Below are 22,406 nucleotides of genomic sequence, written 5' to 3'. Positions count from 1 at the left end.
GGTGACCGACGACCCCAACAGGCTTCCCACAAAACAGGAAATCCTGGACTACATCCAAGACAGCCCGACCCCCGTCGGAAAACGCGAAATCGCCCGCGCCTTCCAGATCAAAGGTGCCCAACGCATTGAGCTGAAAGCCCTGCTGCGGGAATTGGAAAGCGACGGTGCGATCGACAAGGGTCGGAAACGGAAGATGGCCCCGAAGGGTTCCTTGCCCGAAGTCGGCGTGGTCATGGTTTCAGACGCCAGTGTCGATGGCGAGCTTTTCGCCAAACCCGTCGGCCCGCTCGCGGATATCGAGGCGGAGATCATTGTCGTGCCCGGCGGCCGGGCCACAGGCCTGCCGAAACCGGGCGACCGGCTTCTGGCCCGCTTCAAGCGGATCGGCGATAGCCGCTACGAGGCGCAACCGATCCGCATCCTACGCGCCGGGCCTGAGAACATTCTGGGGGCTGTGTCCCGAACCCCGAAAGGCTGGCGGGTAAAGCCGACGGACCGGCGCATCGACCGGGAATACACCCTGAATACCGTGCCTGAGGAAGTCCGCGACGGCGACCTTGTGCTGATCCGCCCCCTGCCCGCGCCCAGTTCCAAACGGTTCGAGAACCTGCCGCGCGAAGCCGAAGTGGTGGAGCGGGTCGGCAATCTCAGCGATCCAAAGGCCTTCAGCCTGATCGCAATCCACCAGAACGGTATTCCCGTTGCCTTCCCCGAAAATGCCTTGGCCGAGACGGACAAGCTGAAACCCGTGGAACTAGGCAAGCGCGAGGATTTGCGGGACGTTCCGCTGATCACTATCGACGGGGCGGATGCGCGCGACTTCGACGACGCCGTCTGGGCCCAGCCCGATGAGGACAAGGAAAACCCGGGCGGCTTCAAGCTGATCGTCGCCATCGCCGATGTCGCCCATTACGTGAAATCGGGTAGCGCGCTCGACAAAGCTGCGCGGCTACGCGGCAACTCGGTCTATTTCCCGGACCGGGTCGTGCCGATGCTGCCGGAACGTCTGTCCAACGATCTGTGCTCGCTGCGCCCGAACGAAGACCGCGCTTGCATGGCCTGCCACATGGTCATCGATGCCGACGGACAGTTACTGCGCCATCGGTTCAGCCGTGCCCTGATGAGGTCCGCTGCCCGCCTGACCTATACTCAGGTCCAGGCCGCCATGGACGGCACGCCGGATGACGCGACCGATACCCTGGTGGATCCGGTTCTGAAACCGCTGTACCAAGCCTACCATGCGCTGTCCCGGGCCCGTGAGGCGCGCGGCACGCTGGAACTGGACCTGCCTGAACGCCAGGTCAAAATCGGAGAAGACGGCAAGATCTCCGAAATCGTCGTGCGCCAGCGTTTCGACAGCCACAAGCTGATCGAAGAATTCATGATCTGCGCCAATGTCGCCGCCGCGGAAGCCTTGGAAAAGAAACAGCCGCAGACGCGGATCCCGATCATGTACCGCGTCCATGAACCGCCGCCCTTGGACAAGCTGGAAGCGCTCAGGGACAGCTTGGCCGTCCTCGGGTTCAAGCTGGCGAAGGGCGCGGTCGTGAAGCCGCGCATGTTCACCGGTATCCTGGATCAGGCCGAAAAGGCCGGCAAAGGGCCCTTGGTGTCCGACATCGTGCTGCGGTCCCAATCCCAGGCGGTCTATTCGTCCAACAATATGGGTCATTTCGGCCTGGCCCTGCGGCGGTACTGCCACTTCACCTCGCCCATCCGCCGCTATTCGGATGTCCTTGTCCACCGGGCGCTCGTCACGGATTACAACCTGGGTGACGACGGCATAGGTACGGAGGAAATCGAGACATTCGATGAAATCGCCGATGCGATATCGGGCACTGAGCGCCGTGCCTCCACAGCCGAGCGCGAGGCGACGGAACGGTATGTAACCGCCTATCTCAGCGATCGTGTCGGCGCGGAGTTCCCGGCGCGGATTTCAGGTGTCGCACGTTTCGGCCTGTTCGTCGCGCTGGACGAGACGGGCGCTGACGGCCTAGTGCCGATCAGCACCTTGTCGCCCTGGGACCGTTACCATCACGATGAGGTTCATCACTGCCTCGTCGGCCGGGAAAACGGCATTGCCTTCACCTTGAGCGACCGTGTGACGGTTCGCCTTAAAGAAGCGAACGCCCTGACCGGCGGCCTTGTCTTCGAAGTGATCGACGGCGGGAAAGAGGCATCCAAACAGATCCTGAAAAACATCCCGCGCGCCGGCCGTGGCGGTGCCTTCGGCAACCGCCGGGGCGGCCCCGGTGGTAAAGCCGGTGGCAAGGCTGGCCGAAAGGGCGGCGGCAAATCCAAGGGCCGTCCCGGCAGGAAAGCGAAACGCTGACATCATCGCGATGCGGTCGCTTAGCCGCTTGCGTCCCCGGCAAAGGGGCGTCACCCTTTGCACACGGTCGTCGATCATGGGGTATCGGGCCGGGGGCGTGGTCGGTCGATCAAGAGGGACGGATGTTTATTAGGGGGACGAAAAGGCTGCTGGGGGCAGCCCTGATGCTCGCATTGGCGGCTTGCGCCGGCGGGCAGGATTTGCGGAATGACGGCCCCCCGTCCCTGACCGCCGAAATGTTCGGTGCGATACTGTCTGCCATCGAAATCAACTACATCGAACCCCAAGACGCCGAAAGCCTGACGCTGTCGGCACTCGAATCGATCCGTGAGATCGATCCCGGCTTTTCCGTCGATTCCGATGAAGGGGCCATCCTGCTGATCTACCGCGACTCAGAAGTCTACCGGACTGACATCCCGGCGGAAGAGCGACTCGATCTTTGGGCCATACAAGCCGACAACATCCTGACGGTTGCCCGTTCGGTTTCCGCTCCCTTGCGCGACACGCCCGATGAAAAGCTTTACGGCATCATGTTCGGGTCGATGGTCGGGCATCTCGATCGCTACACGCGCTATGCCGGCGCGGACGAAGCACAGTCCAACCGGGAATCGCGGCAAGGCTTCGGCGGCATCGGCGTATCGGTGGGGCCCCACCCGCTTGGCGCGCGCGTCCTAACCGTGACACCGGGCCATCCCGCCCAGGCCGCCGGCATACATGGCGGCGATATCCTGATCACCATCGATGGGCGCGCGCTTGGCGGCATGCCGCTTCGGCAGATCATTCGCAAGCTGCGCGGCCCGGTGGAAAAGCCCGTCGTCCTGAGCATCAGCCGCGCCGGTTTGCAGAACCCGCTGACCGTGACGGTCGGGCGGACCCATATCGTGCCGAACACAGTGTTCTTCATGCCGAAAGGAAATGCGGCGATTATCCGCATCACAGCTTTCAACGACCGTACGCCCAAGCGTGTGGCCGAAGCCGTGAGCGAGGCACAGGCGGCCCTGGGCACAGACCTTACCGGCTATATCCTGGATCTGCGCGGCAATCCGGGGGGGCTGCTGGACAAGGCCATCGACGTCGCCGACCTGTTCCTGCACAGCGGCACGATTTCCAGAACGGATGGGCGCAACCCCCGCAGCTTCCAGGATTTCGAGGCGGAACCCGGGGATATTTCCGCGGGCAAGCCAGTAGCCGTTCTGATCGACGGCGCGACCGCATCCGCCGCGGAGGTCCTGGCCGCCGCCTTGCAGGACCAGGGACGAGCCGTCCCGATCGGGTCGTCATCTTTCGGGAAGGGCACCGTGCAAACCGTCCTGGACCTGCCCAATGGCGGCGAATTGATTTTGACATGGGCGCGTCTTCTGGCGCCAAGCGGCTATGTTCTGCATGAAGCGGGCGTCATGCCGACCATCTGTTCGCAACAATCGGTCCCGCCCGATTCGCTTCTTAGGCATGTTCTGCTCGTGGAACCTGCGACAACAATCCATAATCTGTCGCTGCGCCGGCGCGTCGGACCGAACGATGCCGCCGCCCGCGAACATGTGGCGACACTGTGCCCTTGGCGGCCGGATGAAGGCCCCGACCTGACTACGACCACCGGGATCCGCCTGCTGAGCAGCCCCGACCTGTATCAAACGGCAATTACCCTGGAATTGCCTCCCGCCACGTGACAGGCTGTTTCCCTTGCTGCCGCCCCGGCAGCCGATTATCCCTTCGCGAAAGACTGCGCGGTCCCCGCGCACTTTTGGCATTTGGAGCCGAACCATGCCCGTAATACCGCGCGACGCGGCCAGCCTTGTTCTGCTGCGAGGTACCCCTGACAAACCCGAAGTGCTGATGGGCCGACGGAACGAAAACCTGCGCTTCATGCCGGGCTATTACGTCTTTCCCGGCGGCACCGTCGACGACACCGATGACGCCGTCTCACAGGGGCTGTCGCTGCACCCCGAAACCATGAAGTCCCTGGCCCGGCATGCCGCGCCCGAGCGCCAGGGCGCCCTTGTCTGGGCCGCCCTGCGGGAAGCCTGGGAGGAGGCTGAGGTCTTTTTCGGGGCGCCGGACAGCCAATGGACTATCGAGACGGGAAAATGCGTTGCGGCGGATGCCTATCGGGCTGAAAGGGTGACGCCCGGCGCCGAACGAATGGCCTTCATCGCCCGGGCCGTGACGCCGCGGGAATCACCGATGCGTTTCGACAGCCGTTTCTTCCTGGCCGATGCCGGGCCGGAGGGCCGCTACGTCTCCGGCAAGCCCCGCGCCACGGGAGAGTTGGAGGACGTCGCCTGGCACCGGGCCGAAATGGTCATCGCGACCTATCCCATGGCCAACATCACCCGCTTCGTATTGTGCAGGGCGCTGGCCATCTGGTGCGCGGGGTCGCCCAATGGCGGGCCTTTTGAGCCGTCCGACAGGCCGATCCCCTGCTTCACGCAACGGAACAGAGCCTTCGCCATGACCGAGGACAAACCGGGCGACCAGCCGCAAATCGACCCGGAAACACTGAAATGGCCGGAAGAAGACTGAGTGCCGGCCGGCAAGCGCCTGGGCCTCAAGGATTCCTTCGCTTGACTTCGCCCCACAAATACCTAAGTTGCGCGCCGGACTCATGAAATGCCGACGTGCCGCTGGGCCTTCTGAACCCTTTCCGAAGGAATCGGCCCTTTTAGGTTTGTCGACAAGCATGTGTGGATGATTTTGAATTAACCTGGATGGGCGCGGCCCAAGCCGGGATGCGGAATGAAAGGGTAATCCCATGGCCAAACCGGCGACTTTACAGGTGAAGATGGTCAGCACCGCCGATACGGGCTTCTTCTATGTCACGAAGAAGAACCCGCGGAACCTGACCGAGAAGCTCGAAATGCGGAAATACGACCCGGTCGTTCGCAAGCATGTCGTCTTCAAGGAATCGAAGATGAAGTAAGACACACCGTTTCCATACGGTTGTTTCCAAAGGGCCCCTTTCCGGGGCCCTTTGTTGTTTCCGCCCCAACCATCTTGCGTTGTGCGTCATTCGGCAACAAATGCAGAAACCTCTGGTCGATTTAGTAAAAACCGCAAAAAACCTCATTCTTTAGTTTGAATAATTCGGCATATTTTGGCAGATTTTGCCTGCCTTGAATCTATGGCGTCCTATTGGGCGAATTGTGTAAAATTTCCTACAAATTAAGGATGCATTCACCATTTCTAGTTAGCGTCACCGAACTGTCCTTCCCTTCTTGCAAAAAACGCTTCGAAGCGAAGCGACACCTAAGACGGGCTGGTGCCGCGCCGTCGACGTTTATTGCGGAAAGTAATCCGAACCCATGGCTGGACCGAACGCAGTTCACAGCGCGTTACAGCGCCTATCCCGCTTCTTTGGCGGTTTGCGGAACCATCGCGCCGCAGCAGATCGGGCCAATGCCACAGCCGGGTCTCAGCCCAGTCTCGATGAACTGACCGGGCTGTTCGATAAGCTTAATCAAAGCGTCGCGATTGCCGACTACCGCAGCCCGACCATTCCTTTGATCTATGTGAACGCGGCATTCACCGAACTGACGGGCTATGCCGTCGAGGACGCGCTTGGGTGCCCCTGCGGTTTCATGTTGGGCGAAAATCTGGACCAGCCTGAATGGCACGACTTCAAGGAGAAGATCGGTCAAGGGCTGCCGACCTCCGCCGCGTTTCAGTGCTACCGCAAGGACGGCACAAGCTTCCTGAACAATGTCCAAGCCTCCGCCGTCACGGACGAGGATGGAACCCCCCTATACCTGATCGCCTTTCTGCAGGATGCCACCCGGCTGGGTGCGCGGGCGACACGGACGGATTGGTCGGAAGACCGCATTTCCAAGATCGTCGCCGGGGCGAATGTCATCCTGTATGAAGCAACGGCGCCGGACCTGACATTCAGCTTCGTCTCCCCTTACGCGGAATCCGTTTTGGGATTCCCGCTTTCCGAATGGACGAAACCGAGTTTTTGGGCAGATCACATCCACCCCGAGGACCGGGAACGCGCGGTAGAGGAACACAAGAAGGCCGCGCTGGCCGGCCGGGAGCATGAATTCGAGTATCGGATGATTTCCCGCCGCGGGACCATCGTATGGATGCGCCACCTGACCACGGTCGATGACCGGCGCAGACGGGAAGAAAATTCCGATCAGGTGCGGGGCGTGATCGTCGATGTAACCGAACAGAAGATACTGGAGGACCGTTTCCGTCAGCGCGAACATTGGAAGTCGATGGTCCTCGAAAACGCCCCGGACGCCATCCTGACTGTCGGATCCGAACTGCGGATTCAGTCCTTCAACGCCGCGGCTGAAAAGGTCTTCGGTTGGCCGCGGGACGAAATTGTCGGACAAACGATCAACCTGCTGGTTCCGGAAGAACAACGGAACACCCACACGGCCATGGCCATGGCCTATATGGAAAAAGACGAAAGGATCGCCCGGACCATGGGCGATTGGCGGCTGCTGCAGGGCCGTCGCCGAGACGGCAGCCTGTTTCCCATCATGGTCCGGCTGGGTCACTCGGAAATCGGCTCGCAATCGCTGGTGACAGCCATCGCTCGCGACATGACCGATGTGGACCGCCGGAATCGGGAATTGAGCGACCTGTCGCAACAACTGGCCTTACAGTTGGAATTGGCCGAAAACGCCAACAAGGCGAAGACCCAGTTCCTCGGCACGATGAGCCACGAATTGCGGACGCCATTGAACGCCATTATCGGCTTTGCCGAATTACTGGAAAGCGAGACCTTCGGCCCGCTCGGCGCGGAACGATACCGGCACTATGCGGGTGACATCAGGACCAGCGGTCAACATCTTCTGTCCATCATCAACGAGATATTGGATCTGTCCCGGATCGAAGCCGGGCGCGTTGATCTGACGATTGAAGATGTCGCGATCGACACGGCCGTGAACAACGCCGTCGATGCCATTCGCCCAATGATCCAGAAAGCCGGCCTGACGGTCGCGACGGACCTGCCGGCCGATCTGCCGGCATTGACGGCCGACCAGCGCTCGGTTCATCAGATACTGCTTAACCTGTTGTCCAACGCGGCCAAGTTCACGCCCATTGGCGGCTTTATTTCGGTTTCGGCCCGCATCGCCGATGTCGGGTCCGCCGTGGATCTATTCGTGGAAGATAATGGGCGGGGCATTCCCGCGCATATCCTGCCCAGCCTGGGAACGCCGTTTCAGAAGGCGAGTTCCGCTCACGATTCCTCGAATCCCGGCACGGGCCTCGGGCTGGCCATTTCGCGTGGCTTGGCGGAGCAAATGGACGGCTCACTCAAAATCGAAAGCTCGGAAGGCGAATGGACCCGTATCACGGTCACCCTGCCCTGCGCCCTGCAAAGCGACCGCGCAGGCCCCGCCTAGCCGAACCCGGCGCTTGGGAAACGGCGGTGGTGACAGGGGCCTACTCCGCCGCCACCTTCTCCGCCATCATGCAGAGCAATTCCCACATCATCGTTACCCCGACCAGCGCGGTCGCGCCGGATGGATCGAACGGCGGCGACACTTCGACGACATCCGCGCCGACGATGTCCAGGCCGCGCAAGGCGCGCAGCATCTTCTGAGCGTCATGGGTGGAATACCCGCCGATTTCCGGTGTGCCGGTCCCCGGCGTGTAGACCGGGTCCAAACCGTCGACGTCAAAGCTGACATAGACCGGTCCGTCGCCGACCACTTCGCGCGCCAATTGGCCGACCTTCTCGGGCCCCAGGTCGAAATATTCTTCGATCTCCACCACCCGGATGCCCTGTTCCAGTCCCCAATCCTTGTCTTCCGGCGTGTAGAGTCCGCCACGGATGCCGATCTGGATCGTCCGTTTCGGGTCGAGCAGACCTTCCTCGATGGCGCGGCGGAAGGGGGTGCCATGGGTGTATTCGTAATCGCCGAAATACCGGTCCCAGGTATCGGTATGGGCATCGAAGTGAACCATGCCCAGCGGACGCGACTTGTCCGCGATGGCGCGCATGACCGGCAGGGTGATCAGGTGATCGCCCCCGGCGGTCAACGGCATGATGCCCTTGGCGTGAACGCCTTGATAGAATTCTTCCACCCGTTTCAGCGTATCCAACAAATCCACCGGATTGACCGACGTATCGCCGAGATCCGCGCAATTGGCGAGTTCATAAGGGCGAATACCGGTGACGTGGTGGACATTCCGCATCATCGTCGACTGATCGCGCATCTGGCGTGGACCGTGACGGGCACCGGCGCGGTTGGTCGTGCCCCCGTCCCACGGCACCCCGATGATACCGATATCGACAGCGTCGGCCTCTTCAACGGCGACATGCGGCAGCCGCATAAAGGTCGGAATGCCTGCGAAACGCGGCAGAACCGTCCCCGAAACCGGTCTGAATTTCTTATCCTTGCTCATGTACCAAACCCCCAAATAAACCGCCTAAATCGTCGAACCCGCCAGGGTCGTCAAAGGTTGCGGACCTTTTGCAATTCCCAGGATCCCCGACATTTCTTGCCGGAAAACGTTCCCTTGGCCGTCCGTTCCTCGAATTTGCCTTCCGCTTCACCGAAGTCGAAACCTTTTCTGGACATGCTGCTGCCGAACAGCGTTCCGTCCTCGCGAACCGACCCGTCCATATCGCCCGTACCGTCCGACCAGCGCAGTTCCGCATCCAGATTGCCGCCGCGGATTTCCGCCTTTATGGCGCCGCGGCGCGGGCAACTCGCCACGCCGTAGGTGAACAAGACTCTGCCCGCCCAGATTCCATCGTAGGGGGATGGCTCGCCCGGAAGAAGACCCGCGGTGTTGCAGCCCGCAAGCCCGGTGAGGAGGACCGCCGTCAGGGCCACCTGTTTCATTGATGATAGAAAACTCGGCATTCCGCCCCTCTTGCTCAAACTAAGTCGTTCAAACACGGCCGCGATCAATGACCGCGGCGGCGTCCGCCACCTTTGCCACCACCCTTGCCGCCGCGCTTGGCAGCGTCGGTCGCAAAAGGATTTTTGCCTCGCCGCACATACAGGCGCAAGGGGATGCCGGGCAAATTGAACGTTTCCCGCAGGCTGTTGATCAGATAGCGGTGGTAACTGTCCGGCAGGGATTCCGGGACGGAGGCAAAGAGCACGAAGGTCGGCGGGCGGGTTTTCGCCTGCGTCACATAACGCAACTTGATGCGCCGGCCGTTGGCCAGGGGCGGTGGATGCGCCTCTACATTATCGGCCAGCCAATTGTTCAGCGCGCTGGTCGGAACACGCGTATTCCACAAATCGTAAACGTCGAAGGCCATATCAAGCAGCGCATCGACGCGCTGTCCGCGCAGGGCGGAAACGGTCGTGACCGGGACACCCTTGGCCTGCGGCAGGGATCGCAGAATGCGGTCGCGCAGTTTCTGTAGCGCTTCCTGGCGGTCGTCGACGGCATCCCATTTATTCGCCGCGATGATCAGGGCCCTGCCTTCTTCCAGCACCTGGCGGGCGATGGTCAGATCCTGCTTTTCCAACATGTCCGCCGCATCCAGAAGCAGGATGACCACGTGTGAGAAGCGGACCGCGCGTTGGGTATCGGCGGCTGAAAGCCGTTCCACCTTTTCGCTGACCCGCGCGCGTTTGCGGAGCCCCGCCGTGTCGACCAATTCCATCGGCCGGCCCTTCCAGGTCCAATCGAGCGCGATGGAATCACGCGTGATCCCGGCTTCCGGGCCGGTCAGCAGCCGGTCGGAATCGATCAACCGGTTGATCAAGGTCGACTTGCCGACATTCGGCCGGCCGACGATGGTCAGCTTCATCTTGCGCGGCGCGGCTTCAGCCGCGAAAGCCGCTTCGAGGGCTTCGGCGTCGAGCTCGCCGTCCTCGTTCTCGGCCAAGAACTTTTCCAACCGATCCTCGAAATCCTCTTCGGATTCCACCCCGGACTCGTCGCCGCCGGTCCACAATTCCTTGGCTTCGCGGATGACGTCGTAAAGGTCGCTCATCCCCTCGCCATGTTCGGCCGATACCGGCACAGGCTCACCCAGGCCCAGCCTGAAAGCTTCGTGCAATCCGGGTTGCCCGGCCCGCCCCTCGCACTTGTTGGCGAGCAGGGTCACGGGCGTTTTCGCCTTGCGCAGAACACCCGCGAAATGCTCGTCCAGCGGCGTCACCCCGGCGCGCGCATCGATCAGGAAGAAGGCCAGGTCCGCCTCTTCCAGGGCCATCTCCGTCTGCCGGCGCATGCGCGCCTCAAGGCTATGATCGGTGGCGTCCTCCAGACCGGCAGTGTCGATGACGCGGAAACGCAGATCGCTGATCTTGCCGCTTCCTTCCCGCCGGTCGCGGGTCACGCCCGGCGTGTCGTCGACAATAGCCAGCCGTTTGCCAACCAGACGATTGAACAGCGTCGACTTGCCCACATTGGGGCGTCCGATGATAACAACGGTGAATTCTGTCATTTTTCCTATGCCAGGCCGGGGCTCAGCGATATGCCTGCAGGTTACCGTCTTCGGTTTGCACGATGACAGTGCCGTTCACCACAATCGGCGGCACGCGTATGGGCGACCCGGCGTCGATCTTACCCAAGGCTTTTCCGTTATAGGGGGAAATCGCCCAGACTTCGCCCAAATTATTGGCCAGCAGCAAGCGATCACCTGCCAGAACCGGGCCGACCCAGGATATCGGGTCCTGCCGGTCTTCGGGATCTTCCCAAATCGGCAGGCTGGACACCCATTTCACCCGGCCGCCACGGCGCGTCAGGCACAATAGATTGCCTTCCGTGGTGATCAGATACAGGAACTCACCCGCGATCCACGGACTTTGCAGGCCGCCCACTTGCTGGTCCCAAACACGGCCGCCGGTGCGCGCATCCAGCGCGATGGACCGGCCCGCATGACTGACGGCGTAGACGACCCCACGGTCGATGATCGGCAGGCCACGGATATCGGCCAGCGTCGAGAGGGTATCGACGCGGCGCACCGTGGTCAGCGTATCGGACCAGATCGAACGTCCGGTCCCCAAACGCAAGGCGAACAACTCGCCGGACGAATAGGGCACGACGACCATATTGCCTTCGATCGCCGGACTGGCGCCGCCCAGCAAACCGGCCGTTTCGGAGAAGCCGGAATGGGACCAGGCTTGTTCGCCTGTCGTCGCGTTGAAGCCGGTCGCCTGGTTGTCGATTGTGATCGCCACCACCGTATTGCTGCCCGCCGTCGGCGCGGCCCGCATCGGCCCCGGCAAGTTGGCCCGCCAAAGTTCCGTGCCTTGTGCCGCATCGATCGCGATCAACTGCGCAAAGCCAGTACTGGCGAAAAGCTTGCCTTCGTCATAGGCAAGGCCGCCGCCGAAGGCTTCCTCGTCTTCCTCGGGCACTTCCGGGTCGAAGGTCCACACCGGCGCACCGTTATCCAGACGAAAGGCGCGGACGACGAAATCGCGGTCCATGGTAAAGACCAACCCATTGGCCGAAACCGGACCGGTCAGAATACGCTGGTCACCTTCAGATCCTTCACCGAAATCCCTACTCCACGCCCGCGACAGACCGTCGGCGATCTTCAGGTGGTGCATCGCATGGTTGGAATTGCCACCGGCCTGCGGCCAAGCCTGGTTAAGGTATGGCGGCGGCAGCAGCACATCCAGATCCGCAAGACGTGCATCGGGTTCGACGGCACCGGAATCAATGATGACGGAAATCCGCTGGCCCGGCAGCGGCGGCGCTTCGGGATCTCCGAACCATTCGTCGGTAAGCCCGCACCCGGCCAACAGGGCAAGCGCCAGCAAGGCACCCGCCACCCGGCCGGCCCCGGATAGATTCCGTTGAGACAAATTCCTATGCGACATGATCCGCGTGCCCGCCCCTTATTCCGGCAGGGTCTGCAGCAATTCGGCGGCGCGGGCGCGGGCCGTCGCCGGCGCGTCCAAATCGTCCGCCACCGCCGCCAGTTCCTTACGGGCGGCGCCGGTATCGTTCAGGCGCAGATACAGGCTGGCCATCAATTCGCGCGCGGTGTTGCGCCACGGCTTGCCGTCCGCGGCAAGCGGCGAAATGCGGTCGATCAGCGCCTGCGGGTCCGCGTCGTCCGCCTGTTGCATGGCCATCAGGATCAGCGCCAGTTCCTGATAATATTCCGGTATAGAGGTATCCGCCGCGAGCTTTTCGTAAATCACCGCCGCGTTCTGATGGTCACCGGCCTGCACCAGAAGTGCCGCCTGCTGCAGCGTCCCGACGATACGGTAACCAGTACCGCCCACATCCGCCAACTGCCCCAGCCGGGCTGCGGCTTCCGAGAGGTTCTTCTGGCCCGCAAGGTCGATCGCTTCCGCATACATCGCGGCCGCTTTTTCCCGCTGCTGCAGCTCATAGTACTGCCAGCCCTTGTATCCACCGACGCCGCCGACAACGAGGACCGCCACCACGACAACGTAGCGGCCATACTTCGCCCATTGCTCTTTCAGCTTGTCCTGGCGCAGTTCCTCATCAATTTCACGAAAGATTTCCGACACGCTATGACCCCGTATTCACGGCAAAATTTTCTGTTTTCAAACCCGACTTGCCCGCGGAAACCGCACCGCCCAAGGCGTGATAAACACCGGGCGCGCCCCGCCGGGCAAATCCAAGCGCATTCTTTACGGTGTCGCACCCGATGCGGCAACCGTTCCCGCACGACGAACCGGCAAGAAAAGCCCGATTTCCCGCACGGATCGGCGATGCGCCCCCCGACGGCCGGGCATTCGCTGGGCATTCGCCGGGTATTCGCCCTGTGATCACCACGCCGTACCATCGCCGCGCGATCCATGGCATGATTTGTGCTTGCAGTATTGGCGTTCGCTTTATGCCGGAGATTTCCATGCAGGTAGAAAACCTATTCGGATCCAGACTTGCCGCAGAACCGCGGCAAGCGCGGTTTGGTCGTTCTTGTTTCCGCCGATCTTGTTTCCGCCGATCAGGGGCCGGCCGCATCGGGGCCGTTCTCGCCATTCTAGCCCTTGCCGGTTGCGGCGGCGCGGAACCGGGTTTCCTCGCTCTCACCGCCGCCACCTCGACGGTCATCAATTCCGACAAGCTGCCCACAGACTTCATCGCCGATGCCGTGACCGGTTTGGACTGTAATTCCATCCGGCAATCCATGGATAAGGGCCCGTTGTGCCGCGCCCCCGAACAGCGCGTGATCGAACGCCCGGTCTATTGTTATCGGACCCTGGGAACGATCAACTGCTACGACCAGCCCGATCCGTATCGCGACGGCGCGGAACAAGTCAGCGGCACCCTGCCGTAACCCGCCCTAGCCCCTGCCACGCGCCGGGGCAGGATCCCCGACAGCCCTGCCCTGCAGGTAAGATTTCCGTAACAAATGTCTTCCATGCGGTTGCCGTCGCGTTATACTGATTTACGCGCCGTTCTGATGCGCTTTGCGGGCCCGGCAGCAACCGGGACAAGTCCAACGGAAGGGGATGTCTGTTGACGGCAAGCGAAGGAAAGACCGAGGAAAGTCGACAGTGCCGCGGCAGTAAGATGGAGGCTGCCGCATGAGCAACCTGATCGATCTTTCGGAATACCGTCGCCGCAACAAAAAACAACGCATCCGGTTCGACCGGACTGAGTTACGGACCCTTCTGAACGTCTATTCCATGCGGGTGGCCCAGGGCGAATGGAAAGACTATGCCGTCGACCAGCACGGGCCGATCGCCATCTTCTCTATTTTCCGGCACAGCTACGAAACGCCTGTCTTCTCCGTCGCCAAGCGCACATCGGGCAAAGGGTTCGAATACCTTGTTCTGAACGGCCGGCGGATATTGGCCAAATCAAAGTCGCTAACCGAAGCGCTGGCGATTTTTGACAAACCGCTTCGCCTCGTCCCTCAACGCGGCTGACCTGCCTTTCCCATTTTTATCAATGGAATAAGCACCGCTTCGGACTCACTTTCTAAGGCTTTCCGTCGCGCGCCCCCTCTCATCGCATCGCGGATATCGCATCAATTGTCGCTTTACAGAACAAAAACAGAACGCTATTAAAGAGAACAAATCGTGATCAAATGGAGCTCGCGATGGGACGTATGAAACATCAAGCCATGGCCAAACGGGACGAGACGCTGACCGCGACACGGATCGGGGATCTGCTGCCAAAGGGCATCGCCATTTTTTGCTGGTGCAACCGTTGCGGCCACAATGCGGTGGTGGACAGTCATCAATTGGCCGCGTCCTTGGGCCCTGCCCTGCCGGTACCCGATATCGGCGTGCATATGCGGTGCAGCGGCTGCGGGTCGAAGGACGTCGCCACACGCCCCGATTGGCCGTCCCTCGGCCAAGTCGCCCGGCACAGCTGACTACCGCGCCGGGTTCCCGAAATCCGGCGCCGCAATCCGCAAAAAAATTCGAAAAGTTTTTGCCCTGGCTGGAATCGGCTTAAAGCCGTTGATATCTAGCAAGAAGCTCCGAATCATCCACAGACTTTTCCCCAGATATTGGGGGTGTGTGGATAAAAAACGCCATATAATGATATTGTTTGCGTGCCGCTGGCTGTATATTGTCAACGGGGAGACAAAAACCACCATATATCGGGACAACCCTAATATATAGTGGGTATGGGAAAACCAGACCGTTTCCTTAGAGATCAAAACCATAGGGGTAGGCGTCATGGAATGGACCGAAGAACGGGTCGAGACCCTAAAGGGACTGTGGAAAAACGGATATACGGCGCGGCAGATTGCCGAGCGGTTGGGCGGTGTTACGCGTAACGCAGTCATCGGCAAGGCGCACCGGTTGGGCCTTTCGTCCCGTCCGCAGCCGGTAAAGCGCGAAGAAGCACCAATCGATTTCAGCAAAATGGCACGGACTTGCCAATGGCCGATCGGCCATCCGGGCCAGGACGATTTCCGTTTTTGCGGTGAGACCGCCGCTCCGGGCAAACCCTATTGCAATTCCCATTGCGCGGTCGCGTATCGCCGCAGCAGCAGCGGTAGCGAAGACTCCAACAAGGCTGCGAGCAAGGAAGTAACCAAGGAAGCCAGCAAGAACGTCGCATAAAGGCGCGGCGTCCCCTGTATCTTTGGGAACGGAATTTGCGGCGGCGTCTGGCCCCTTCTCAAAGAAAGCCGGCGCCGCCCTTTTTTTTGTGCGTAACCTGCCGCATACTACGCATGCGTGTAACGTATTGGCCCCCGACAACCCGGTCACGTGCACACGGCATCCAATCACCAGGCCCCTTATATTCCGAGAAGGATTTTGGAGTGGCGGCGCACAGACCCTCCGTCTTTCTGTTTGAGGTGTTGAAAGCGATACCGTCGTTCGCCAAGACCCATTTCCTGGCTTGGTTCAACCCGCGAGCGTTATCGTCGGCGAACCGCGAAAGCAGTAACCGAGGTTCCGCTAAACAAATCGAACCGATGCCCGGTTTGAGGTTTCTGATCGCGAACCTTGTCGTTCTTTCGGCCCTAGAAATGATCGTTCTCGGTCACACGCCGGCATTCGAACTGCCGCCGACATTCCTTCCCCTTTCCAAATTTTTGGATCCCCTGCCCCTTTCAACCTTCGCGACGTTCGCTCTTGCGACAGCGCTTTGGATGCTGGTGCCCTATTGTTTTTTGAAACTCGCCGGCCGTTCGGTAACTGTTTCGACGTTATTTAGAGTGCTTTGCTATGGATCGGCCTTGGTCACCGGCGCAACGGTCGTCATCTTCTATCTGCCGCTTTTACTGCTTCCACGGGAAGAATTTGCCAACCTCCAGCCCCATCTGGTCTGGCCTTTGATCGCGATAGGCCTGTTTTCCTATTACTGGACCGCACGCCAGCTGAAATTCGAGGGCAGCAATGGCGGCTTTGCAATCTATCTGGGTGTTTTCGCCGCTACGGGGCTTTTGTCCGCCCTGCAAGCAACGCCGGTATGGCCCATTGAAACCTATAACAATGCTGCTGGTTCAATGCTGCCGACCTTACGGGCCGGAGAGAATGTGGTGGCCAACAAATGGGCATATCTTTGGCGACCTCCGAAACGTGGGGAAATCGGCGCCTTTCGTGGACCAACGGACCCACACAACATTTATCTGAAGCGTGTTATCGGCATCCCGGGTGATACGGTCCAATTCATTCGGGGAATTCTGCATATCAACGGCGTCCCTACCGAGCGAATTCGGCTGCCTGATTTCGTGATGCATCCTAACACACAAGCTGAAAGGCGCGTTCGCCAATATAGGGAAAGCCTGCCATCGACTGAGCAGGGAGGAACAAACACCTTGATCCGACCAATGCATCGGATTCTTAAGATTTACGAAGGCAATGGACCCCTGGATAACACACCGGTTTATTCTGTACCCGACGGTCATTACTTCGTGCTGGGCGACAACCGAGACAATTCATTGGATAGTAGAGTGATGAATAGCATTGGCTTCGTCTCCGAAAGTCACTTCTTGGCGCCAATCTACAGACGCCTATTGCCGCCGACCAACTTGGACATACCAATTTCAATCGAATGACAGAAACCACCGCCCCCTTCTTTCTCTCCGGCGCCGACGATCATCTGCTCGGCAATCTGTTCATGTTGCTGGACGCGGTCGCGGTGCTGAATCCGGGGGTGGAGATCAAGGTCTGCGATTTCGGGTTCAGCCCGCCGGTCCGGCGCTTCCTGGAAGAAATCGGCGTGCTGCTGTCCAAGCCCGCCTTCCTTCAAGGCCATGACCATCCCTGGTATGCGAAGGCGGCCATGGGCGATTTCCTGCCCCCCGCCGAAATGGCCGCGCGTGGGTTCGTCTGGATCGACGCCGATATCATCCCGCTGCGCCCCTTCGCCGCCGATCTCGCTGACCTGGCGGCCGAGATGCGCGTGGACGGCCAAAGCGCCGCGCTCTGCCCGGACGATGTCGGATGCAGCTTGTCGAGCTTCATCGATCAATGGCGAAATCGGGACCGTGACATCGAACCTTTCGCAAAACAAATCAAAGACTTCGGTGTCGACCCTGACTCAAATTATTTGAACACGGGTTTCCTGATTTGCACCGATGCCAACCTGGCCCATGCTTGGCGCGATCTGGTTCTGAAACAGCATGTCTGGCTGTTGTTCGAACAGAACAGCTTCAACACGCTGGCCCATTCGGCGCCGAATAAAATCCGGCAATTGGATACGTCGGAATGGAATGCGCACGGCGCGTTGCTGGACGACGCGGTTGCCGACGGCACCGGCAAAACGCGCTTCGTCCATGCGACCTCCGCCGGGGACCGGCATGTCGATGGCGAATTGGACCTGGGCGTCAACGGCAAATCGCGCAAAATGAACCTGAAGCTTTTCCTGCGCGAAGACCTGCGCCGGCGGCAGTTGGCCCATCTCGACCGGTTCATGACCGGTCATGCCGGCCTGCTCACGGAATGCGGCGTGCTGACGTGAACACCAGCGGATATCGACCATGAAAGTATTGGTATTGGGGGCGACCGGATCGATCGGAACGGCTGTCGCGCGGGAATTGGCCGGACAGGGTCACACAGTCCTCGCCCTATGCCGGTCCGACGCGTCCGAACGTGATTTGAAAGCCCTTGGATACGAAACCCTGCGCGGCGATCTCCGTCGGCCGGAAGATTGGGCCGGCATCGTCAACGAGGTCGACGGCGTCATTCAGGCGGCCGTCACCTTCACCGAGGATATGGGTGACGTGGACCGCGGTGTGATCGACGCCCTGATCGCCGCCGCCCCGCCTTCGACACCGCCGGTCCGCTTTGTCTATACCGGGGGCTGCTGGCTCTATGGCGCGACCGGCGACGATGTCGCCACGGAAGACAGCCCGTTTAACCCGATCTCTTCCTTCGTCTGGATGGTCGAGAATGCCGAGCGGCTGACCGCGTCCGGAAAATTCTCGACCGCCGTCATTCACCCCGCGATGGTCTATCACCGCGCGGGCGGCGTCTTCACGCGCTTCCTGGAAAAAGCCAAAGCCGGTGAACCCATCGAAGTTTGGGGCGGAGCGGACACGCGCTGGCCGCTGATCCACCGCGACGATCTGGCCGTCGCCTATCGGCTGTTGCTGGAAAACCGGGACGTGAGCGGGCATTTCAATGCAAGCGCCCAACCCGGCGTGCCGGTCGGCAAAATAGTGGAGGCCATCGCCGCGAAATACGATGCCCCGCCAGAAACCGTCATTCTGTCGAAGGAGGGGCTCGTCGCCGAACACGGCGCCTGGGCCGAAGGCCCGACGCTGGACCAGCAAATGGCGTCGGAAAGACTGCGCGGCACATGTAAATGGCGTCCCAGGATCGACGCCTTCGAAACCTCGGATCTGTTCGACTAACCGTGGCCTATAGTTCCCCGTTTCCGCGCAGGTAATCCTCGAAATAGGCGATGGTGCTGGCAAGCCCTTCCTTCAAGGGCGTCGCCGGCTTCCAATCGATCAGCCCCTGCGCCTTACCGATATCCGGGCAGCGCCGGACCGGGTCGTTCTGCGGCAAGGGATGATGGACGATGTCCGACTTGGATCCGGTCATGTCGATCACGATGCGGGCCAATTCGCCGATGGTGACTTCCTGCGGATTGCCCAGGTTGACCGGGCCTTCCACGCGTTCGGCCTCCATCAGTGCGACGATCCCGCGCACAAGGTCGGTGACATAGCAGAAGGAGCGTGTCTGCGACCCGTCCCCATAGATCGTGATCGGCTGATTTTTCAGCGCCTGGATGATGAAGTTGGACACCACCCGCCCGTCATCGGGATGCATGTTGGGGCCATAGGTGTTGAAAATCCGCGCCACGCGCACGTCCAGCCCGTGCTGGCGCTGATAGTCGAAACACAGGGTTTCGGCGCAGCGCTTGCCTTCATCATAGCAGGCCCGCGGGCCGATGGAGGTGACGTTGCCGGTATAGTCCTCCGGCTGGGGATGCACTTCCGGGTCGCCATAGACCTCGCTGGTCGAGGCCTGGAAGAACCGCGCGCCCACCCGCCGCGACAGGCCCAGCATGTTGATCGCCCCGATCACGCTGGTCTTCGTCGTCTGCACCGGATCGCGCTGATAATGGATGGGGGATGCCGGACAGGCGAGGTTATAGACCTCGTCGCTTTCCAAATAGAGCGGAAAAGTGATGTCGTGGCGCAGCACCTCGAACCGGGGATCATCCAGCAGGTCGGCGATCAGCGCCCGGCGGCCGGTATAGTAATTGTCGACGCAGACGACCTCATCCCCCCGCGCAAGGAGATGCTTGCAAAGGTGGGAGCCGAGAAACCCCGCCCCGCCCGTCACCACTACCCGCCGCGCGGTGGGCGACAGGCGCGGTGCGTCCGCATTCTGCGCAAGGGACATGCCGTAGCCTTCCATGAAACCGATGACCAAGCCGATACCAATTGGAAACTGTAATCAGATTCCGGGTATCCCGCCACGGGTCAATGAAACCTGGGGAAACCTGGGGAAACCCGGGGGAACTCGACCCCCATCACAATCTTATCAGACCGACACCGAGCACGATCGCGGCGGCCGAAATCCAGCGGAGCCGATGCACGGGTTCGTGCAGGGCGAAGGCGGCGATCACAACGGCGAAGAAAATGCTCGATTCACGCAAGGCCGCGACCAGGGCGATCGGCGCATGCAGGAAGGCCCAGACCGTGATCCAATAGGCGGCGAGCGACATAGCCCCGGCGATCACGCTTTTGCGCCATTCCCGCCGGATCGCCGACAGGATCGATGGTTCCGGGCCGCGTGACGGGCGCAAGGCCCGGCGCAGCACGGTCCACATGACCATGCCGGCCCCCTCGAACAGGGTCAGCCACAGGATATAGCCGGAAGACGCGCCGGCGGCCCGCACGCCCATTCCGTCCACCAGCGTGTAGGAGGCGATGAAGACCGAGGTCCCCAAAGCATAGAACAGCGCCATGCCGCCGGCCCGTCCGTTCTTGTCGCCGCGCAGCGCCATCACCAGAATGCCGGTCGAAATCGCCAAAATCGCGACCAGTTGCGTGTCGCTGAACACCGCACCGAGGAAGGCGACCGAGACACCCGCCACCAATAACGGCGCGGTGCCGCGCGCCAGCGGATAGGCCAAGCTTAGATCCGCATGCGCATAGGCCTGCGACAGGAAAATCATATAGCCGCAATGCAACACGGCAGACGCCGCGATCCAGCCCCAGGCGGCCGCATCCGGCTGGACTGCGAAGGGCAGCATCGGCAGGGCGATACCGGCCTGAACCAACGTCAGCAGCAACACAGCGGTGCCGCGATCCATGCCGAGTTTGAGGACGGAGTTCCACCCGGCATGCAGCATGGCGGCGGCAACGACCGCTAGAAAGACGACGAATTCCATATCTTTTATCCCAACCGGAACGGTTTGTTTTTTTCGTTGGTCCCAGAATGCAAATCCCAGAACTCTAATCCCAGAACGGCTAGTCCCAGAACGGACGCGCGACTTCGCGGTCACGTTCCGCCCGCGTCAGGCCGATATCGGCCAGCCTTTCATCGGGAAGCTGGGCCAGCGCAATGCGGGAAGACGATTTCTGCCACCAGTGCCGAATGCATTTGAGTGGGCGAAACCGCATGAACAAGGGTCGAAGGAGTGTGTTTTCTTGTGACATTCCGTCTTTTCGTATTGTTCATCTTTCAAGTAAAACGATGTTTACGGACATCATTTGTGAGTTTTCCACACATAGGAACCTTACCATGAAACGCGGCGCATTGCCCCTGAACGCCCTACGCGCCTTCGAAGCCACGGCGCGAAATGGGAAAATGACATTGGCGGCCGATGAGCTAGGCGTGACCTATGGCGCGGTCAGCCGTCAGGTCCGGTCGCTGGAGGAAGTGCTGGGCGTCACGCTGTTCGAAGGGCCGCGCAATCGGTTGCGCCCGACCGACGCGGCGGAAGATCTTTTGCCCAGCCTGACTGAGGCCTTCGACGGGATCGAAGCGGCCGTGAACCGCGTCACCGGGCAGGAAAAGCGCCTGCTCGACATCTCCTGCTTCGGCACCTTCGTGCTGCGCTGGTTGATCCCGCGCCTTTACGATTTCCAGAACCGGCATCCGGCCATCGAAATCAGAATGACGTCGGAGGACATCCCGGTCGACTTCCGGCGGCACAAGATGGACATCGCCATCCGGTCCGACCAAGGCGGCCAGGACCAGTGGGCCGATGCGGTCGTTACACCGCTTCTGCAAGACCTTGTCGGTCCAGTTGTCAGCCCGTCTCTGGTTCCCGAAGGGGGATTTCACGACCCCGCCGCACTGGCAGCGCTGCCGATCCTGCACACGAAAACACGGGTGGGGGCCTGGCCGAAATGGTGCGCATCTGTCGGCGCGTCCCTACCGCTCGACGGACAATATTTCGAACATTTCTACTTCCTGCTCGAGGCCGCGACAGCCGGGTTGGGCGTTGCCATCGCACCGCATATTCTGGTTCAGGACGATCTGCGGGCTGGCCGCCTCGTCGCGCCTTTCGGCTTCATCCCCAGCGGCATCGCTTATGTCGCGCTGTCCCCACCCAATGCCGGAAAGGACAGCCAGGCCTTTCTGACCTGGCTGCAAGCCATGGCCGCGGCCTGAGCCCGCGCGGTTCCACATGGCGAAACCGACACCGATCAAGGCGACGGGACAGGTTGCAAACTGGACAGTCCGCTTAACCCGCTGGCTACGTTCACATTACATTAGTATTTAATGTTTTATCTTTATCCGGATTGTGAGGCGACCCGCATCACGCAAAAAACCGGGATAAAGATAATGACCCCCAGACAGATCGAACTCGTTCAATCCAGTTTTCAGAAGGTCCTACCCATCGCCGATGCGGCCGCCGATATCTTCTATGCTCGGCTGTTCGAAATCGCGCCCGAGGTCCGGCCGCTGTTTCCAGACGACATGAGCGAGCAAAAGAAGAAGCTTCTGAAACTGCTGGCCATGGCGGTCAACGGCCTGAACCGGGTCGAGGAAGTCGTCCCGGCCCTGCAGGCCTGCGGCGCGCGGCACAATGGCTACAATGTGAAACTGGAACAATATGACGCCGTCGGCGCGGCCCTGCTCTTTACGCTGGGCAAAGGCCTTGGTGATGATTTCACACCCGAGGTCGAGGAAGCCTGGACCGAGTGTTACGGCCTGGTCGCCGGCGTGATGAAGGAAGCCCAAGTGAAGGCCGCGGCCTGACCCTGACCGTCATCGGCGCGCAAACCGTTTTGAAACGCCGGGCCTTGTCGTGCCCGGCGTTTCACTTTGGACCTGGGCCG

At 60.8% G+C, this 22,406-nt stretch carries 22 protein-coding genes; 14 read left to right on the top strand and 8 right to left on the bottom strand.

Features of this window, described 5'->3' with window-relative positions; all coding sequences use genetic code 11:
• The first annotated feature begins 1 nt into the window (after position 1).
• From rnr to EOI86_RS05845, 5 genes are all read left to right on the top strand, one after another.
• On the top strand, positions 2 to 2,332 hold the full coding sequence (gene rnr, locus EOI86_RS05865; RefSeq protein WP_127764165.1) for a ribonuclease R: 2,331 nt from the start codon (positions 2 to 4) through the stop codon (positions 2,330 to 2,332).
• A 122-nt stretch (positions 2,333 to 2,454) separates the two neighbouring features.
• Entirely contained in the window at positions 2,455 to 3,999 is a 1,545-nt protein-coding gene (locus EOI86_RS05860) for a S41 family peptidase (RefSeq protein ID WP_127764164.1), read from the top strand.
• A gap of 94 nt (positions 4,000 to 4,093) precedes the next feature.
• Positions 4,094 to 4,852: an NUDIX hydrolase gene (locus tag EOI86_RS05855; RefSeq protein ID WP_127764163.1), complete on the top strand. Its 759-nt coding sequence runs from the start codon at positions 4,094 to 4,096 to the stop codon at positions 4,850 to 4,852.
• Between the two features lie 229 nt (positions 4,853 to 5,081).
• The gene (gene rpmG / locus EOI86_RS05850; protein ID WP_127764162.1) at positions 5,082 to 5,249 is read left to right on the top strand and encodes a 50S ribosomal protein L33; all 168 of its coding nucleotides are present in this window, start codon (positions 5,082 to 5,084) and stop codon (positions 5,247 to 5,249) included.
• A gap of 382 nt (positions 5,250 to 5,631) precedes the next feature.
• Entirely contained in the window at positions 5,632 to 7,683 is a 2,052-nt protein-coding gene (locus tag EOI86_RS05845; protein WP_127764161.1) for a PAS domain S-box protein, read from the top strand.
• A gap of 40 nt (positions 7,684 to 7,723) precedes the next feature.
• Here EOI86_RS05845 and speB read toward each other — a convergent pair whose 3' ends face one another.
• The 5 genes from speB to EOI86_RS05820 are packed head-to-tail and all read right to left on the bottom strand — an operon-like array spanning position 7,724 to position 12,747.
• Positions 7,724 to 8,689, bottom strand: coding sequence for an agmatinase (gene speB, locus EOI86_RS05840; RefSeq protein ID WP_205032076.1), 966 nt, complete (start codon positions 8,687 to 8,689; stop codon positions 7,724 to 7,726).
• A 50-nt stretch (positions 8,690 to 8,739) separates the two neighbouring features.
• Positions 8,740 to 9,153, bottom strand: coding sequence for a hypothetical protein (locus EOI86_RS05835; protein ID WP_127764160.1), 414 nt, complete (start codon positions 9,151 to 9,153; stop codon positions 8,740 to 8,742).
• Positions 9,154 to 9,197: 44 nt separating this feature from the next.
• Entirely contained in the window at positions 9,198 to 10,700 is a 1,503-nt protein-coding gene (der, locus tag EOI86_RS05830; protein WP_127764159.1) for a ribosome biogenesis GTPase Der, read from the bottom strand.
• A gap of 22 nt (positions 10,701 to 10,722) precedes the next feature.
• Complete coding sequence (locus tag EOI86_RS05825; protein WP_127764158.1) at positions 10,723 to 12,084, bottom strand: outer membrane protein assembly factor BamB family protein; 1,362 nt, start codon at positions 12,082 to 12,084, stop codon at positions 10,723 to 10,725.
• Positions 12,085 to 12,102: 18 nt separating this feature from the next.
• The gene (locus EOI86_RS05820; RefSeq protein ID WP_161973712.1) at positions 12,103 to 12,747 is read right to left on the bottom strand and encodes a tetratricopeptide repeat protein; all 645 of its coding nucleotides are present in this window, start codon (positions 12,745 to 12,747) and stop codon (positions 12,103 to 12,105) included.
• 344 nt (positions 12,748 to 13,091) lie between these two features.
• Between EOI86_RS05820 and EOI86_RS05815 the strand changes: the two genes are divergently transcribed.
• The 7 genes from EOI86_RS05815 to EOI86_RS05785 all read left to right on the top strand — a co-directional run bounded on the left by EOI86_RS05815 (position 13,092) and on the right by EOI86_RS05785 (position 18,512).
• A complete protein-coding gene (locus EOI86_RS05815; protein WP_127764156.1) occupies positions 13,092 to 13,520 on the top strand; it encodes a hypothetical protein in 429 nt (142 codons plus the stop codon).
• 250 nt (positions 13,521 to 13,770) lie between these two features.
• Entirely contained in the window at positions 13,771 to 14,115 is a 345-nt protein-coding gene (locus tag EOI86_RS05810) for a DUF2794 domain-containing protein (protein ID WP_127764155.1), read from the top strand.
• Between the two features lie 173 nt (positions 14,116 to 14,288).
• On the top strand, positions 14,289 to 14,567 hold the full coding sequence (locus EOI86_RS05805) for a hypothetical protein (RefSeq protein WP_205032075.1): 279 nt from the start codon (positions 14,289 to 14,291) through the stop codon (positions 14,565 to 14,567).
• 310 nt (positions 14,568 to 14,877) lie between these two features.
• On the top strand, positions 14,878 to 15,267 hold the full coding sequence (locus tag EOI86_RS05800) for a GcrA family cell cycle regulator (RefSeq protein ID WP_127764154.1): 390 nt from the start codon (positions 14,878 to 14,880) through the stop codon (positions 15,265 to 15,267).
• Positions 15,268 to 15,470: 203 nt separating this feature from the next.
• Complete coding sequence (gene lepB / locus EOI86_RS05795; protein ID WP_161973711.1) at positions 15,471 to 16,712, top strand: signal peptidase I; 1,242 nt, start codon at positions 15,471 to 15,473, stop codon at positions 16,710 to 16,712.
• Complete coding sequence (locus EOI86_RS05790; protein ID WP_127764152.1) at positions 16,709 to 17,617, top strand: hypothetical protein; 909 nt, start codon at positions 16,709 to 16,711, stop codon at positions 17,615 to 17,617. Before lepB ends, EOI86_RS05790 begins: the two co-directional genes overlap by 4 nt.
• A 19-nt stretch (positions 17,618 to 17,636) precedes the next feature.
• Entirely contained in the window at positions 17,637 to 18,512 is an 876-nt protein-coding gene (locus EOI86_RS05785) for an NAD-dependent epimerase/dehydratase family protein (RefSeq protein WP_127764151.1), read from the top strand.
• 7 nt (positions 18,513 to 18,519) lie between these two features.
• Here the strand turns inward: EOI86_RS05785 and EOI86_RS05780 are convergent, their stop codons facing one another.
• From EOI86_RS05780 to EOI86_RS05770, 3 genes are all read right to left on the bottom strand, one after another.
• Positions 18,520 to 19,512 (bottom strand): UDP-glucuronic acid decarboxylase family protein, encoded by a 993-nt coding sequence (locus tag EOI86_RS05780; RefSeq protein WP_127764150.1) that lies wholly within the window; start codon positions 19,510 to 19,512, stop codon positions 18,520 to 18,522.
• A 130-nt stretch (positions 19,513 to 19,642) separates the two neighbouring features.
• The gene (locus EOI86_RS05775) at positions 19,643 to 20,506 is read right to left on the bottom strand and encodes an EamA family transporter (protein ID WP_127764149.1); all 864 of its coding nucleotides are present in this window, start codon (positions 20,504 to 20,506) and stop codon (positions 19,643 to 19,645) included.
• Positions 20,507 to 20,585: 79 nt separating this feature from the next.
• Complete coding sequence (locus tag EOI86_RS05770; RefSeq protein ID WP_205032074.1) at positions 20,586 to 20,774, bottom strand: DUF1127 domain-containing protein; 189 nt, start codon at positions 20,772 to 20,774, stop codon at positions 20,586 to 20,588.
• Positions 20,775 to 20,859: 85 nt separating this feature from the next.
• Between EOI86_RS05770 and EOI86_RS05765 the strand changes: the two genes are divergently transcribed.
• On the top strand, positions 20,860 to 21,735 hold the full coding sequence (locus tag EOI86_RS05765) for a LysR substrate-binding domain-containing protein (protein ID WP_127764148.1): 876 nt from the start codon (positions 20,860 to 20,862) through the stop codon (positions 21,733 to 21,735).
• A gap of 174 nt (positions 21,736 to 21,909) precedes the next feature.
• Positions 21,910 to 22,326: a globin family protein gene (locus EOI86_RS05760; protein WP_127764147.1), complete on the top strand. Its 417-nt coding sequence runs from the start codon at positions 21,910 to 21,912 to the stop codon at positions 22,324 to 22,326.
• Positions 22,327 to 22,406 lie beyond the last annotated feature (80 nt).

The sequence above is a fragment of the Hwanghaeella grinnelliae genome, assembly GCF_004005845.1.
Lineage (GTDB): Bacteria > Pseudomonadota > Alphaproteobacteria > UBA8366 > Aestuariispiraceae > Hwanghaeella > Hwanghaeella grinnelliae.
Note: the sequence above shows the minus strand (reverse complement) of the source record. Positions and strands in the feature narration are given on the sequence as shown.

What these genes read in the sequence shown, in the direction of transcription:
- EOI86_RS05860 (WP_127764164.1), top strand. Translation starts at nt 2,455, where the DNA reads ATGTTTATTAGGGGGACGAAAAGGCTGCTGGGGGCAGCCCTGATGCTC.
- EOI86_RS05855 (WP_127764163.1), top strand. Translation starts at nt 4,094, where the DNA reads ATGCCCGTAATACCGCGCGACGCGGCCAGCCTTGTTCTGCTGCGAGGT.
- rpmG (WP_127764162.1), top strand. Translation starts at nt 5,082, where the DNA reads ATGGCCAAACCGGCGACTTTACAGGTGAAGATGGTCAGCACCGCCGAT.
- EOI86_RS05845 (WP_127764161.1), top strand. Translation starts at nt 5,632, where the DNA reads ATGGCTGGACCGAACGCAGTTCACAGCGCGTTACAGCGCCTATCCCGC.
- speB (WP_205032076.1), bottom strand. Translation starts at nt 8,689, where the DNA reads ATGAGCAAGGATAAGAAATTCAGACCGGTTTCGGGGACGGTTCTGCCG.
- EOI86_RS05835 (WP_127764160.1), bottom strand. Translation starts at nt 9,153, where the DNA reads ATGCCGAGTTTTCTATCATCAATGAAACAGGTGGCCCTGACGGCGGTC.
- der (WP_127764159.1), bottom strand. Translation starts at nt 10,700, where the DNA reads ATGACAGAATTCACCGTTGTTATCATCGGACGCCCCAATGTGGGCAAG.
- EOI86_RS05825 (WP_127764158.1), bottom strand. Translation starts at nt 12,084, where the DNA reads ATGTCGCATAGGAATTTGTCTCAACGGAATCTATCCGGGGCCGGCCGG.
- EOI86_RS05815 (WP_127764156.1), top strand. Translation starts at nt 13,092, where the DNA reads ATGCAGGTAGAAAACCTATTCGGATCCAGACTTGCCGCAGAACCGCGG.
- EOI86_RS05810 (WP_127764155.1), top strand. Translation starts at nt 13,771, where the DNA reads ATGAGCAACCTGATCGATCTTTCGGAATACCGTCGCCGCAACAAAAAA.
- EOI86_RS05805 (WP_205032075.1), top strand. Translation starts at nt 14,289, where the DNA reads ATGGGACGTATGAAACATCAAGCCATGGCCAAACGGGACGAGACGCTG.
- EOI86_RS05800 (WP_127764154.1), top strand. Translation starts at nt 14,878, where the DNA reads ATGGAATGGACCGAAGAACGGGTCGAGACCCTAAAGGGACTGTGGAAA.
- EOI86_RS05790 (WP_127764152.1), top strand. Translation starts at nt 16,709, where the DNA reads ATGACAGAAACCACCGCCCCCTTCTTTCTCTCCGGCGCCGACGATCAT.
- EOI86_RS05785 (WP_127764151.1), top strand. Translation starts at nt 17,637, where the DNA reads ATGAAAGTATTGGTATTGGGGGCGACCGGATCGATCGGAACGGCTGTC.
- EOI86_RS05780 (WP_127764150.1), bottom strand. Translation starts at nt 19,512, where the DNA reads ATGTCCCTTGCGCAGAATGCGGACGCACCGCGCCTGTCGCCCACCGCG.
- EOI86_RS05775 (WP_127764149.1), bottom strand. Translation starts at nt 20,506, where the DNA reads ATGGAATTCGTCGTCTTTCTAGCGGTCGTTGCCGCCGCCATGCTGCAT.
- EOI86_RS05770 (WP_205032074.1), bottom strand. Translation starts at nt 20,774, where the DNA reads ATGTCACAAGAAAACACACTCCTTCGACCCTTGTTCATGCGGTTTCGC.
- EOI86_RS05765 (WP_127764148.1), top strand. Translation starts at nt 20,860, where the DNA reads ATGAAACGCGGCGCATTGCCCCTGAACGCCCTACGCGCCTTCGAAGCC.
- EOI86_RS05760 (WP_127764147.1), top strand. Translation starts at nt 21,910, where the DNA reads ATGACCCCCAGACAGATCGAACTCGTTCAATCCAGTTTTCAGAAGGTC.